We start from the raw sequence: 14000 nt of genomic DNA on the forward strand, positions 1-14000 counted from the left end.
TGCCGGCATGACCGTGCGCGTCATTGGCGCCATGCCCCCGATCGAGCAGTCTTCCGCCGCACCACAGCCACCACACACCATCCACTTCCCGGGAGCGATGCATGGGCACGCAAGCCGACAAGGCCGTTGTATTCCGTTCGCTGCACGCAGGCTTGCAGCCGCTGGTGCTGTACAACGCCTGGGACCCGGGCAGCGCGTGCGCGGTGGCCGAGTCGGGTGCGCACGCGATCGCCACCGGCAGCTGGTCGGTGGCCGCGGCCCACGGCTATGCCGATGGCGAGCGCATGCCGCTGGCGCTGGCGATGGACAACCTCGCGCGGATCGTGGCGACGACCACGCTCCCGGTCACGGTCGACCTGGAGGGCGGCTACGGCGAAACGGCCGCGGAGGTGGGCGCCACCGTCGCCCGGGCGATCGGGGCCGGCGCGGTGGGCTGCAACCTGGAAGACGGCCATCCCGCAGGCGGTGGCCTGCGCGCGGTCTCGGACCAGGCCCTGCGCCTGGCGCAGGCGCGCGCGTCCGCCGATGCGGCAGGCGTGCCGCTGTTCCTCAATGCGCGCACCGACGTGTTCCTGCAGTCGCCACCCGAGGCGCACGACGCGGCGATGGTCGAACGCGCGCTCGAGCGCGCACGCGCGTATGCAGCGGCGGGCGCGGATGGCCTGTTCGCCCCGGGACTGGCCGACGAGGCCCTGATCGCGAGGCTGGTGCGGGACTCGCCGTTGCCGGTCAACGTCATGGCGGGTCCGGACACACCGTCGCTGTCGCGGCTCGCCGCGCTGGGCGTGGCGCGCGTCAGCCATGGTCCCGGCCCTTATCTCGCAGCGATGGGCGCGCTCACGCAGGCGGCCAGGCAGGCGGCAGCAATCGACGCCTGAGGCTCACTCCGGCGTCGCGTGCGCCACCAGGTGATCGAGTACCGCGCGTACCGCCGGCAGCATCCCCCGCCGGTGCGGCATCACCACGGTGGTGGTCACCTCGCCCGCCTGCCAGTCGGGCAGCACGCGCCGCAACGCGCCGGACGCGATCGCGTCGCGGCACATGGGCGCCGGCAAGGGCGCGATGCCCAGGCCGTGCGCAGCCGCGGACAGCAGCACCACCGATTCGTTCGCCGTCATCCGCGGACGCGGCGCGACCCGCACGCGGCGGCCGCTGCCGTCGGCGAGGATCCATTCCCGCGCATGGGTGCCGACCAGGACGCCGTCGTGCGACTGCAGGTCCTCCGGCGCCTGCGGTTCGCCGCGTGCGGACAGGTAGGCCGGCGCGGCGACCAGCACCACCGGCTCCACATGGAGCAGCCTCTGCACGAGGCCGGAATCGGGCAAGGGCGCGAAATGGCTGCGCACCGCGAGGTCGTAGCCCTCCTGGACCAGGTCGACGAAGCGGTCGGTGACGTCGAGGTCCAGCCGCAGCGCTGGATACCTGGACGCGATCTGCGGCAGCAGGCCGGCCAGCAGCCCCTGCGCCACCGGCATCGACGCGGTGAGGCGGACCGTTCCGCTGGGCTCGGCGACGCGCCGGCGCACCACCTCTTCCGCGGCGTCCATCTCGATCCGGGCCGCCCGCGCATGCTCGTGGAAATCGCGCCCGACCTCGGTCAGCTGGAAGCTGCGCGAGGTGCGCTGGATGAGGCGCACGCCGAGCGCGGCCTCAAGCTGCGCCACGCGCTTGCTGATCGTCGACTTCGGGATGCCGAGCTGGCGCGAGGCCGCCGCGAAACCGCCGTGCTCGACTGCGGCGGCGAACAACAGCAGGTCGTTGGGATTCATGTGAAATGTCTGCATTCATGGACGATAAGTCCATTTATCGCCGACTACCCCGCCAAAGTCCACGCCGGTACCGTGGCCGCTCCTCCACTTTCGATCCCCGAGCCATGTCCCCGATCCTGTTCTACGGTGTTCCCTCCGGCTGCTCGTTCGGCGCCATCGTCGCCCTGGAGTGGCTGGGCCGGCCCTACCGGCTGTGCCGCATCGCCCTGCCCGAGGGCCTCACCGCCGCCTACCGTCGCATCAACCCCGTGCGGGAAACGCCCGCGCTGCTGACTGCGGACGGCGCCGCACTGAGCGAGAGCGTGGCCATCCTCAACCACATCGCCGCGTCCGGGATCGACCGCGGCCTCGGCTTCGCCCAGGGCACGCGCGATTTCGACCGCCTCAACCGCATGCTGGCCTGGCTCAACACCACCTTCTTCAACGCGTTCGCGCCGTTGTGGCACCTGGTCGATCACGCGTTGCCCGAAGCGGACAAGGCCGCGCTGCGCGGGTACGGCCGCGACCAGGTCGCGCTCGCGCATGCGCAGCTCGAAGCCATGCTCGGCGAGCGCGAATGGCTGCTGGGCGACCGGCGCTCGCTGGCCGACGCCTACTTCGTCGGCATCGCGCGCTGGACCAAGTATCACGACGTGGTCGACCGCCAGGACTATCCCCACGTGCAGCGTCTGTTCGACAGGCTGCAGGCCGATCCGGCCGTGGTCTTCGCCCACGCCATCGAGCGCGGGGAGTCCCCGGCCGGCGGCGGCGGCTTCCTGGGCCACGTGACGCTGGAACAGGCCCTGGACGAGCTGCGCGTCGAGGGGTGAGCGCCGGCGGGTTCGCCGCTCAGCCCGGGCAGGCCCGGGCGAGCAGGTCGCCGGCCGGTGCGTCGTCGGGCAGCAGGCCGAAGACCAGCCCGCGCGCGCCGCCGAGCCGGCTGCGGCAGAACGTCGCCGCGGCCGGGGATCGGGCGCGCAGCAGCACCGCCGCCTGCAGCAGCAGCGCCATGTCCGCCACACGCCGGCGCGCATCGGCCTCGGCGGCCGGCTTCGCCAGGTCCGCGCGCAACGCCGCGAGCGCGGCATCGAAGCCGGCGTCGATGCCCGCCGCCAGGTCCAGGCGCGCCAGCAGCGCCTCGCCGGTCGCGGGCTCCCGCGCAAGCGCGCGCAGCACGTCCAGGCACTGGATGTTGCCGCTGCCTTCCCAGATCGAGTTCAGCGGCGCTTGCCGGTACAGGCGCGGCAGCAGCGATTCCTCGACATAGCCGGCGCCGCCCAGGCATTCCTGCGCCTCGTTGACGAAGGCCGGCGCGCGCTTGCAGATCCAGAACTTGCCGATCGCGGTGGCGATGCGGGCGAACGCGGCCTGCGCCGGGTCGCGCGGCGCGGCGTCCACCGCGTTCGCCACGTGCATCGCCAGCGCGGTCGCGGCCTCCGATTCGACCGCGAGGTCGGCCAGCACGTTGCGCATCAGCGGCTGGTCGGCCAGCGCCCTGCCGAAGGCATGCCGGTGCCGGCAGTGGTGCAGCGCCTGCGCCAGCGCCATCCGCATCAACCCGGCCGAGCCGAGCATGCAGTCGAGCCGGGTCAGCATCACCATGCCGATGATGGTGGCCACGCCGCGCCCCTCGTCGCCGACGCGGTGCGCGCGCGCGGCATCGAACTCGATCTCGGACGAGGCGTTGCTCCAGTCGCCGAGCTTGTCCTTCAGCCGCATCAGGCGGAAGCCGTTGAGCTCGCCGCCTGGCAGGCGCCGCGGCAGCAGGAAGCAGGTCAACCCACCCGGGGCCTGTGCCAGGACCAGGAAGCCGTCGCTCATCGGCGCGGAGAAGAACCACTTGTGGCCGCGCAGCAGGTAGTCGTCGCCGCCCGGCAGCGGTGTCGCGTTCGTGGTGTTGGCCCGCACGTCGCTGCCGCCCTGCTTCTCGGTCATGCCCATGCCGAGGGTGAGGCCGGCCTTGTCGGCCATCGGCAAGTCGCGCGCGTCGTAGCGGCAGGCAACCACCTTCTGCACCCAGCCGTACAGCGCCGGCGCGCGCGCGAGCACCGGGACCGCCGCATGGGTCATGGTCAACGGACAACTGCTGCCCGGTTCGGCCTGGTAGTGCAGGTAGCTCAGCGCCGCGCGGGCGACATGCGCGCCCGGCACCGGCTCGGCCCACGACAGGCCGGCGACGCCGTGTCCGATCGCAGCCTCCATCACGCGGTGGTAATGCGGATGGAACTCGACCGTGTCGATGCGGTGGCCGCCGCGGTCGTGGGTGTGCAGGCGCGGACGGTCGCGGTGCGCCTCGTACGACCACGCGAGCACGTCGCCACCGGCGAGCGCGCCGTAGGCCGCGATCCGGTCGGCGAACGCCGCGCCGCCTTCGCGCGCGAGCGCCTCGCGCAGCAGGACATCGTCGCGCCACAGGTCGCGCGGGCCGAATTCCGGCGGCTGGTTGGACACCTCGTGGGTGGCAGATCCGGTCATGACGCGATCCTCCCTTCGCCGCGGCCACGCACGCCATCGGCCAGCGCGTCGACGAAGCCTTCGTCGAGCGCGATCCGGCCGAACAGGCCCTGCTGGGTGCCGCTCAGCACCCGCAGCATATGCGTTCTGCCGAACGGGAGCCTGCCCGCGGGCAGCAGCGCGAGATCGCGCAGCTTCGCCACCGTGTCGTGGTCGGACTGGAACATCGGCGTCAGCCAGCGGCTCCACTGCTGGTAGATGGCCACGTGACGGACGCGCTCGCGCTGGAACGCGGCCAGCGCCTCCGGCAGCGGATCGCCGCTGCGCAACGCATCGGCCAGCGCCATCGCATCCATCAGCGCCATGTTCACGCCCTGCCCCAGTTGCGGGCTCATCGCGTGTGCGGCATCGCCGATGAGCACCGCATGGCCGCGATGCCACTGCGTCAGCACCGCGTCGCGGTAGCTGGCGCGCGCCAGGTGCGCGGGCGCGGCGATCGCATCGAGCAGCGGCGCGACCTCCGGCCACATCGCCCGCACCTCGGCCTTCCAGGCATCGAGGCCGGCTTCGCGCCAGGTGTCGAACGTGCCTGTCGGCAGGCTCCAGAAGAATCCCAGCTTCGGTGCGTCGTCTCCGGGGCGCGTGCCCACCGGCAGCAGCCCGATCATCCTGCGCGCGGCGACATAGCGCTGCCGCAGTTCGCGCAGGTGCGGCCAGCCGGATGCCGGCAGCAGGCACCACAACGCCCCCCAGGGATACGGCTGGTCGAGCCGGACGCGCCCGAGCCGCGCGCGCAGCAGCGAACCCGCGCCATCTGCCACCACGACGAGGTCGTACGGCCCGTGGCGCGCGCCGGCCTCGTCGTGGAGCGTGCGCCCGTCGTCGTCGAGCGCGACGATGCGCACGCCCGCGCGCACGTCCCGATGGCCCTCGAACGCCTGCGCCAGGATCGAGAACAGCGCACCGCGCTGCAGCCCGATCCCCGCCAGCCGCGGATCGAGCGCCGCGTAGCGCATGTCCATCACCGCGCGCCCGCAGGGCGTCTGGCCGAACAGGCGTTCGACCACCGCACCATGCCGCAGGACCTGCGGCAACAACCCCATCCGCCACAGCACCTGCAGGCCGCTCGGCTGCAGCAGGAATCCGGCGCCGATCGGCCCGGGCACCGGCACCCGCTCGAACACCTCCACCGCGTGCCCGTCGCGCGACAGCAGCACCGCCGCGCACTGGCCGGCGCTGCCGTAGCCGACGATCGCGATGCGCAGTCGCTTCACCCGACCGGCCCGCGCGCAGAAAAAAGCCCCGCCAGGGCGGGGCCGGAAGATTCCGTTGCCGACATGGTCAGACGACCGGTTGCACCCCTGCCGCCTGCGCACCCTTCGGACCCTGGGTGACTTCGTACTGGACCCGCTGGCCTTCCTGCAGGCTGCGGAACCCCTTCGAGTCGATCGCCGAGTAATGGACGAAGACATCGGCGGTGCCGTCTTCCGGCGCGATGAACCCGAACCCCTTGGCGTCGTTGAACCACTTCACTGTGCCGTATTGCATGACTCGCGAACCTCGTGATGGCTGGTGGCGCCCGGCGGGGCTTGCAAGGCGTCCGGCCGGGCCCGCCGAGTATGCAAAGCCCGCCGGGTCGATGCAATCACCCCGCCAGCAGCGCGGAAACGAGCGCCGGCACGCCCGCCGAGGCCGCGGCGACGTTGTCGAGCACGTCCTGCAGCGTGATCGTCTCGTCCGGATCCGGGCCCGCGCCGGCCGCCCAGTTGGCGACGATCGCGAGGCACGCGTAGTCCAGTCCCAGCTCGCGCGCGAGCCCGGCTTCGGGCATGCCGGTCATGCCGACCAGGTCGCAGCCGTCGCGGCGCAGGCGCGCGATCTCGGCCTTCGTCTCCAGTCGCGGACCCTGGGTGGCGCCGTAGCAGCCGCCGTCGACGAGCGCGACGCCGGCGACCTGCGCCGCGTCGAGCACGCGGTGCCGCAGCGACGGCGTGTAGGGGTCGCCGAAATCGACGTGCAGCACCTCGGTGCCGGGCTCCTCGCAGAGGGTGGACACGCGCCCCCACGTGTAGTCGATCAACTGGTCCGGGCAGGCGAGCACGCGTGGGCCGAAGCGTTCGGTGATGCCGCCGACGGTGTTCAACGCCAGCACCCGGGTCGCGCCCAGCGCCTGCAGCGCGGCGAGGTTGGCGCGGTAGTTCACCTGGTGCGGCGGCACCGAATGGCCCTCGCCATGGCGCGCGAGGAACGCGACCCGCCGGCCGTCGAGCGTACCGACGCGTACGGGCCCGGACAGCGCGCCGTAACGGGTGACCGGCTGGTGGGTCTCGACGTCCTGCAGGTCGGCGAGCGCGTAGAGGCCGGTGCCGCCGATGACGGCGAGGGAGGGAGTGGGGTTCATGGGGTTGGAGAGCGATTTGGTGGTTCGGGGAGGATACAGCCGCATCGCGAAGGACACTCATGTGGCGGAATGTTCGTGCCTTGACCGCATCGGATCGTTCGGCGGCACAAGTCGCTTGTCTCGCCAGAATTCGTTACTCAAGGGCTTCCGTCCGCCTGCGGCGGCCGGGTTCATTTCTTTTGGAAAGCGCCAAAAGAAACGAACCAAAGAAAAACGCTTTCCCCGCAACGGCACAAGCTCGAGGCTGACACAGGATCTCGATTTTCCGACTCGCCATCCATGGCTCGGTCGGAAAACGCCGCACATCCTGTGCGGCGCCCTCCGGGTCTGGTGAGTTCTGCAGGCGATTCCACAACAAGCGCTGCTTGTAACGCTTCTGTCTCTGCAGGGACGGCGATGATTCAACACAAGGACTCCATTTGCCAAAAGCGTCTTATCGCCTCCCGACTGGCGAGACGAAGACGCGCGTTCCGCGCTTTTCGAAAGTGATGCGCCTGCGTGGGTCGGTAACCCGGAGGGCGGCGCGCAGGACGCGCGCCGTTTTTCGCCACGGCATGGATGCCGTGTCGAAAAATTCCGTCATCGGGCCAGATCGCGAGCTTGTGCACTTGCGGGGAAGCGTTTCTCTTTGGTTCGTTTCTTTTGACGCTCATCAAAAGAAATGAACCCGCTCGCCCATGGCGAGCGGAAGCTCTTGCCTCACAAGAATGCCACCGCGCCAACAACAGTCAAATCCCGATTAGGCGAGCGCAGGTCAGGTCAAACTTTGCGACGAAAGCAGCAGCGCACCACCCCCGCCTATTCCCCCCCATCCCCCAACGCATAAATCCCCGGCAGATTCCGCCCCTGCTCGTGGAAATCCATCCCGAACCCGAACACGTAGCGGTCGGGAACTTCCACGCCCACGTAGTCGGCGCAGATGCCGTCCACGCAGCGGTCGTGCGCCTTGGTCGCCAGCACCGCGACGCGCACGTCGAGCGCGCCCTGGTCCTCGCACCAGTACTTCACCGCCTTGAGCGTGTGGCCCTCGTCGAGGATGTCGTCGGCCAGCAGCACCCGGCGGCCGCGCATCGGGGTCGCCGGGCGGTGCAGCCACGCAAGGCCGGAGCCGGTGGTGTTGCCGCGGTAGCGGGTGGCATGCAGGTAGTCGAATTCCAGGTCGAGGCCGCGTTCGCCGAGCGCGAACGCGAGCTGCGCGGCGAACGGCAGGCCGCCATGCATGACGGTGATGAACAGCGGCGGCAGCTCGTCGTCGATGTACTCGGGACAGATGGCATCGGCCATCTCCTCGATCGCGTCTTCCAGCGCCTCGCGATCGTGGATCAGCTCGGCGCTGTCGAGCACGTCGGAGAGCCTCGGCACGTTCATGCGGTCTGTCCCAGTCGGGTCGCGAGCTGCGATTGCGTGCCGCTGTAGCGGCTGTCGGCCAGCAGGCCATCCCAGCCCAGGCCACCGCGGCCGAGCAGGCCGACCAGGGCCATGGTGTTGAGCTTGCGATCCTTGACCGCCGCCAGCGATTCGTCGACGAGCTCGGGATGGCAGACCAGCACCACGTCGCAGCCCGCATCCAGGTGCGCGTCGACGCGGGCCTTGATGCCGCCGGCGGAGAACGCCGCGGCCATGCCGATGTCGTCGGAGAACACGACGCCGCGGAAGCCCATCTCCCCGCGCAGGATGTCGTTGATCCAGAACGGCGAGTAGCCGGCGGGTTCGGGCGCGACCTGCGGGTACACCACGTGCGCCAGCATCACCGCGTCGGCGCCGGCCTCGATGCCGGCGACGAAGGGCACCAGGTCGTGCGCCCGGATCGCGTCGAGCGGACGGTCGTCGACGGCGTCGTCGAAGTGCGTGTCCTCGCGCACGGTGCCGTGCCCGGGGAAGTGCTTGAGCGTGGCGGCCATGCCCACAGCGTGCATGCCGCGGACGTAGGCGCGCGTGAACTGCGCGACCACCTGGGGATCGTCCGAGAACGCGCGGTCACCGATCGCGAGGTTGCCGTGACCGACATCGACCACCGGCGCGAAGCTCAGATCGACGCCGGTGGCGCGGATCTCGCTGGCCATCAGCCAGGCGTGTTCCTCGGCCAGCTTCAGCGCCCCATCCGGATCCTGTGCATACAGGCGGCCGAAGCCTTCGAGCGGCGGCAGGTCGCTGAATCCTTCGCGGAAGCGCTGCACGCGGCCGCCTTCCTGGTCGACGCAGATCAGCACGGGGCGCGGCGCCGCCTCGCGGATCGCGGCGCACAGCGCCATCACCTGCGATCTAGAACTGAAGTTTCGCTTGAACAGGATGACGCCCGCGCAGGCGTCGTTCCGCAGCCAGTCGCGCTCCTGCGCGGTGAGTTCCATGCCGGCAACGCCGATCACGAGCATCCTTTGGATCTCCATGGCGTGCGCGGCTGCGCACGGGCGGCATTGTCGCAGATGCCGGGTGGTCGCCGCGGGGCAATCGGCCTTCGCCATCGCATGGAGCCGGCCTCCCGAAACGAATTCTTCACGAGTCGCCGGCGGGGATGCTCCTTCTTCCGGCGCTCAAGGGCGTGGACCCGCACGGCGGGCCGAGCCCGCGTGCAGTCAATCCCGTTCCGCGGCGCCCCAGCGTGCATACGGTCGCGATGCCAGCGCAAGGTTGTAGTAGCGCGCCTGGTCCGTGACCTCCCGCCCCGCCCAGGCAGGCATGGCGAAGGCTTCGTCGGCGCGCGCGAGTTCGATCTCCGCGACCACCAGGCCGGCGTTCTCGCCGAGGAACTCGTCGACTTCCCACAGATGCCCCTCATGCCGTACGAGGTGCCGTCGCTTGTCGATCACGCCCGCCACGCAAAGGGCCAGCAGCGCGCGCGCATCCTCGACCGGGATCGGATAGTCGAACTCCTGCCGGGTGTGGCCGGGCTCGCGCGACTTGATGTTGAGGTAGCCCGCTTCACCCTGGATGCGCACGCGCACCGAGGCCTTCTGGCCGCCGTGCTCGAGCGAATCGAGGGTGTTGAGGTAGCCCTGCGCGATCGGCAGGACCGCATGCGCTTGCGCGCGCCAGCCATCGCCGGAGACCAGGAATTTGCGTTCGATTTCGAGGGGCATGGGGTTCGTGATTCGTGATTCGTGATTCGTGATTCGTGATTCGGCGGAGCATACGCCGTGATTGCTCGCCGGCAAGGAAATTCGACCTCTCCCGCCGGAATCGGAAGAAAAAACCCTGTGCTCCGAGGAAGCGATGCAGATCGCGCTCCTTCGAATCACCAATCACCAATCACGGCTTCTTCTCGAACAGCGCGATCGACTCCACGTGCGCGGTCTGCGGGAACATGTCCATCGCGCCGGCGCTGCGCAGGGACCAGCCGCGCTCGTTGACCAGGTAGCTTGCATCGCGCGCGAGCGAGCCTGGATGGCAGCTGACGTAGACGATGCGGCCGAAGCGCTCCAGCGGCAGCTGTTTGAGCACGTCGATCGCACCCGATCGTGGCGGGTCGAGCAGCAGCTTGTCGAACCCCTGGCGCATCCAGGACGTGCCGCGATGGTCCCGGGTGAGGTCCGCGTCGTGGAAGGTGGCGTTGTCCAACCCATTGAGCGCCGCGTTTTCCCGCGCGCGCGCCACCAGGGCCGCTTCGCCTTCCACGCCGACCACCTCCGCCGCGACGCGCGCCATCGGCAGGGTGAAGTTGCCGAGGCCGCAGAACAGGTCGAGCACGCGGTCGCCGGCCTGCAGGTCGAGCAGCTCGAACGTGCGCGCGATCATCGCCTCGTTGAGCCGGGCGTTGACCTGGATGAAATCCAGCGGCCGGAAGGCCAGCGTCACGTTCCACGGTTCCAGCCGGAACGAGAGGGCGGGTTGCGCCGGCCACAGCGGACGCACCGAGTCCACGCCCCCGGGCTGCAGGAAGACGGCCACGCGGTTGCGCTCGGCGAATCCGCGCAATGCCGCGAGATCCACGTCGCACAACGGCTGCAGGTGGCGCAGCACCAGCGCCACGCCGTCGAAATCCGGCGTCGGGTCGCCGACGATGAATTCGATCTGCGGGATCTCGCGCCGCGCCCGCAGGCCGTCGACCAGCGTCGACAGCGGCACGATCAGCCCCTCCACGGCCGGCACCACGGTATGGCACTCCCGCAGGTCGGCGACGAAGCGCGGATCGCGTTCGCGGAAGCCGACCAGGGTCTTGTCCTTCTTCTCCACCCGCCGCACCGAGAACCGGCCCTTGCGGCGGTAGTGCCAGGCGCCGCCGGTCAGCGTCGGCAGCACGTCGCGGGGGGCGACATGGCCGATGCGCTCGAAGTTCTCCAGCAGCACGCGCTGCTTGGCGAGGATCTGTCGAGACGCCTCGAGATGCTGCAACGCGCAGCCACCGCACACGCCGAAATGGGCGCAGCGCGGCGCGACGCGCTCGGGCGAGGCCTCCAGCACCTGCAGCGTGTCGGCTTCGTCGAAATGGCGCGAACGCGCGACCTGCTTCGCCAGCACCCGCTCGCCGGGCAGTGCGCCGGCCACGAACACGGTCTTGCCGGCGTTCGGATGTCCCGCTGCACGGCGGGCGACGCCGCGGCCGTCGTGGCTCAGGTCGAGGATGTCGAGCTCGAACGGGGTCTGGTCGATCCGGGCCACGTGACGTCAGGCTGCGTGCGGGCCGCGCATTGTCGCAGAAACAGGCTTTTCCCGGCCGTTGCGCAACGGCCCGAAGCCTGCGTCACCACCTGCCGGCCGGCCCAGGGCCGGCCGTCCCGCGCGGCTACTTCTGCTTCCAGGCCCCGCCCTGCTGGTACCACCAGCCGGGGCGTGCGCTCGCGATCCATTGCCGGGCGAACACGTCGCGGATCTGCGATTCCCACTCCGGATGACCGTTGGCGACCGCGATCTCGCGGTACACCGCCTTGCGGTCGCGGTTGTCGTCGGCGACCGCGGCATTGACCGCGACCCGGTCCTTGATCGCCAGCGACGCCGCGTCGCGCACCACGATCGTGCCATCGCCCGCGAAGCCCAGCGCGCCGGAATCGAAGTGCGCGCGCAGGGTCGAGTTGAAACGCGACTCCATCCGCGACTGGATCGCCTGGATCGCCGGGGTGCGGATGGTGATGTCGGGCTGCGACTGGGCGTGCGCCGAACCGATGCCGAGCAGCATCCACGGATCGAAGCGCGGCTGGCGCAGCGCCATGCCGCCGTCGCCGGACGGTGGCGGAGCGGGCTGCGCCTCGTCGCCGATCACGTTCTCGACGAACTCGCGGGCCGCTTCGCGCGCCTCGGCGGCGGGAAAATAGACGTTGATGGTGACGCAGGCGCACAGCGCCAGCGCGAAGAGGATCGGCATTGCTACCAGGCGACGCATGCGAGGCTCCCGTTGCGATGAATGACCGCCTCGCGGCGGCCGGGTCAGTCCACCACCGGCGCGACATCTCCGGCGGCCACTGCAGCGAGGCGTTCCACCAGCGTCGGCCAGTCGACGTCGCGATTGAAGCCGACGACCTGCAGCTTCGGCACGCCCGCCCCTTCGACGATAGTAAAGCCCTCGCCCGCTGAATGCAGGCCCGACATCCGGCAGACCTCGTTCGCCAGCCGGCAGCCGATGCCGATGCGGCGATACCCGAAGTCGTCGAACAGGCCGATCAGTCGCCCCTGCAGGCTGGTCACGAACGAGGCGTCGCCGACGCTGGAGATGTCCTGCACCGCGCGCTGGCTGATGCGCTGGCGGACCCCGGCGCGCCGCTGTGTATGCAGTTCCGCATCGAAGGCGGTGGCGGTCCAGTCGACCAGGCGCAGGCCGTCGATGCGGCCATGCAGGCGGCCGGTGATGCTGCCGAAGTCGAACACCTCGGTGATGCCGAGCAGGTCGAGGTCGTGCAGCGACAGGTCCGCCGACAGCGTCGGGGCGACGCCGAACGGACGTTCCATCGACAACGCGCCCACATCGATGCGGCCTTCGAACAGCTGCATCGACAGGCCGCCATCGAACTCGAGCCGTTCATCGGCATAGCGCGCGCTCGGGATGCGTCCGCCGAGCGTGCCGCGGAATGCCGGCCAGCCCAGCGCCTGCGCGAGCTGGCCGAGGTCGAGCGCATCGAGTTCGAGGCCGAAACCCAGGCGCAGACCCGCTCCGGCGTCCGGGGGACGCAGGGTGAAACCGTCCAGGCGCACCCTTCCGCCGAGCATCGACAGTTCCGCCGGCTCGCGCAGGCGCAGCGTGCCCGCTTCGCTGCGCATCGGCAGGCGGATCGGACCGAAGGCGAGTCCGTACAGCGCGCCACCCTGCCACTGCAACCCGCTGTCGCCGGCGTCGGCGAAGGCGTGGCGCAAGGTTCCCTGCAATCCGTCGATCCGGAACCTCTGCTGCGGATCGCGCACATCGACGGCGGCAAAATCCGCGTCGAGCAAGCGCAGTTCGCCCGCATCGATCCGCACCCGCACGCCGGCCGAGCCTTGCAGTTCCAGATCGGACAAGCCGGCCAGGCCGAGCCAGCCGGACAGATATCGCCCGGGCAATGCAGCGAGCACCGGGCTGCGCGCATCCAGTTCCAGTCGTTCCAGTCCGCCGTCGGCGGCGAGCACCGCGCTGCCCTCGGCGGACAGGGTGTCCGCGTCCTGCCACGCCAGGCGCGGCGCAGCCCAGCCGCCGCCGGGCAACTGCCGTGCGTCGAGGCCGAACCGGACCGGTCGCGCGCCGAGCGCGAGGTAGGTGTTGCCGACCAGCACTTCGCCGTCGCGCAGTCGGCCGTCGATCGTCACCAGCGCGCCGGCACCGGCGGGCTGGCGATAGTCGAAGACCACTTCGCCATCGAGATCGCCGATCGCGACGCTGGCATCCTCCGATTCCAGTGCCAGCCCCGCCACCGCGAGCCGGCCCTCGAGGCGCAGCGGCCGGCCGGCCGGCGTGTACAGCGCGACCGTGCCATCGGCCACGCCCGCGCCGATCCGGCCCGCCGGCCAGCCCTGCGCGAGCAGCGCCTGCGCCCACGCCAGCGGCACCCGTTCCAGGCGCAGGCTTGTGGTGTCGGGTGCGGCGGCATTGCGATGCAGCGCCAGGCGCGCATCGCCTTGGGTGAGCGCCGCATCGGTGCGCGCGGTCGACAGGTCAACGGCAAGCCGCATCGGCGCACCGCCCTTGCCGCGCAACGGCCCGGCGCATTGCCACGCGTCGTCCTGCGCACGCGCCAGCGGACACTCCCACTCGACGTCGAAGTAGCCATCACCCAGCGCGTCCGCCTCGATCCGCGCGGCCTCGACCCGCAACTCGCCGCTTGTCGCGCCGGCGGGCCAATGCAGCCGCACCCGCACGTCGCGAAGTTCGACGCCCGGTGCCCGGATCGTGGCGATGCTGGCGGTCGCGGTCCGTGCCTGCACCTGGCAGGCGGCGAACGCCATCAGCAACAGGGTTAAGATGCGGACAGGCATCGGGCGAGCATATCCGCTGCGCA

General features: G+C 70.5%; 14 protein-coding genes. 3 read left to right on the forward strand and 11 right to left on the reverse strand.

Annotation, left to right across the window (positions count from 1 at the left end; all coding sequences use genetic code 11):
- Positions 1-101 precede the first annotated feature (101 nt).
- Positions 102-878 (forward strand): isocitrate lyase/PEP mutase family protein, encoded by a 777-nt coding sequence (locus JMO03_RS02490; RefSeq protein ID WP_202839889.1) that lies wholly within the window; start codon positions 102-104, stop codon positions 876-878.
- A 3-nt stretch (positions 879-881) separates the two neighbouring features.
- Here JMO03_RS02490 and JMO03_RS02495 read toward each other — a convergent pair whose 3' ends face one another.
- Positions 882-1769, reverse strand: a complete 888-nt coding sequence (locus tag JMO03_RS02495) for a LysR substrate-binding domain-containing protein (protein ID WP_202839891.1) — start codon at positions 1767-1769, stop codon at positions 882-884.
- Positions 1770-1873: 104 nt separating this feature from the next.
- Here JMO03_RS02495 and JMO03_RS02500 point away from each other — a divergent pair, with 104 nt between their 5' ends.
- On the forward strand, positions 1874-2578 hold the full coding sequence (locus JMO03_RS02500) for a glutathione S-transferase family protein (protein WP_202839894.1): 705 nt from the start codon (positions 1874-1876) through the stop codon (positions 2576-2578).
- A gap of 19 nt (positions 2579-2597) precedes the next feature.
- On the opposite strand, the gene JMO03_RS02505 is transcribed toward JMO03_RS02500, so the two are convergent.
- From JMO03_RS02505 to JMO03_RS02520, 4 genes are all read right to left on the reverse strand, one after another.
- Positions 2598-4223 carry an acyl-CoA dehydrogenase family protein gene (locus tag JMO03_RS02505; protein WP_202839896.1) on the reverse strand — a complete coding sequence of 542 codons (1626 nt, stop codon included), beginning with the start codon at positions 4221-4223 and terminating at the stop codon, positions 2598-2600.
- Complete coding sequence (locus tag JMO03_RS02510; RefSeq protein ID WP_202839898.1) at positions 4220-5476, reverse strand: FAD-dependent monooxygenase; 1257 nt, start codon at positions 5474-5476, stop codon at positions 4220-4222. Before JMO03_RS02510 ends, JMO03_RS02505 begins: the two co-directional genes overlap by 4 nt.
- Positions 5477-5543: 67 nt before the next feature.
- The gene (locus JMO03_RS02515; RefSeq protein WP_149102137.1) at positions 5544-5750 is read right to left on the reverse strand and encodes a cold-shock protein; all 207 of its coding nucleotides are present in this window, start codon (positions 5748-5750) and stop codon (positions 5544-5546) included.
- Positions 5751-5847: 97 nt separating this feature from the next.
- On the reverse strand, positions 5848-6603 hold the full coding sequence (locus tag JMO03_RS02520; protein WP_202839900.1) for an S-methyl-5'-thioinosine phosphorylase: 756 nt from the start codon (positions 6601-6603) through the stop codon (positions 5848-5850).
- On the opposite strand from JMO03_RS02520, the gene JMO03_RS02525 reads away from it, so the two are divergent.
- Positions 6602-6937, forward strand: coding sequence for a hypothetical protein (locus JMO03_RS02525; protein ID WP_202839902.1), 336 nt, complete (start codon positions 6602-6604; stop codon positions 6935-6937). The genes JMO03_RS02520 and JMO03_RS02525 overlap by 2 nt on opposite strands.
- Positions 6938-7401: 464 nt before the next feature.
- Here JMO03_RS02525 and JMO03_RS02530 read toward each other — a convergent pair whose 3' ends face one another.
- From JMO03_RS02530 to JMO03_RS02555, 6 genes are all read right to left on the reverse strand, one after another.
- The gene (locus tag JMO03_RS02530) at positions 7402-7971 is read right to left on the reverse strand and encodes a hypoxanthine-guanine phosphoribosyltransferase (protein WP_202839904.1); all 570 of its coding nucleotides are present in this window, start codon (positions 7969-7971) and stop codon (positions 7402-7404) included.
- Complete coding sequence (nagZ, locus tag JMO03_RS02535) at positions 7968-8975, reverse strand: beta-N-acetylhexosaminidase (RefSeq protein ID WP_202839906.1); 1008 nt, start codon at positions 8973-8975, stop codon at positions 7968-7970. Before nagZ ends, JMO03_RS02530 begins: the two co-directional genes overlap by 4 nt.
- 201 nt (positions 8976-9176) lie before the next feature.
- Positions 9177-9680: a CYTH domain-containing protein gene (locus JMO03_RS02540; protein ID WP_202839908.1), complete on the reverse strand. Its 504-nt coding sequence runs from the start codon at positions 9678-9680 to the stop codon at positions 9177-9179.
- A gap of 169 nt (positions 9681-9849) precedes the next feature.
- Positions 9850-11199: a 23S rRNA (uracil(1939)-C(5))-methyltransferase RlmD gene (gene rlmD / locus JMO03_RS02545; protein WP_202839916.1), complete on the reverse strand. Its 1350-nt coding sequence runs from the start codon at positions 11197-11199 to the stop codon at positions 9850-9852.
- 124 nt (positions 11200-11323) lie between these two features.
- On the reverse strand, positions 11324-11899 hold the full coding sequence (locus tag JMO03_RS02550) for a YdbL family probable chaperone protein (protein ID WP_238345837.1): 576 nt from the start codon (positions 11897-11899) through the stop codon (positions 11324-11326).
- Positions 11900-11961: 62 nt separating this feature from the next.
- On the reverse strand, positions 11962-13977 hold the full coding sequence (locus tag JMO03_RS02555; protein WP_202839920.1) for a translocation/assembly module TamB domain-containing protein: 2016 nt from the start codon (positions 13975-13977) through the stop codon (positions 11962-11964).
- Between the last annotated feature and the right edge of the window lie 23 nt (positions 13978-14000).

It is taken from the genome of Luteimonas saliphila, assembly GCF_016774335.1.
Classification (GTDB): Bacteria; Pseudomonadota; Gammaproteobacteria; order Xanthomonadales; family Xanthomonadaceae; genus Luteimonas; species Luteimonas saliphila.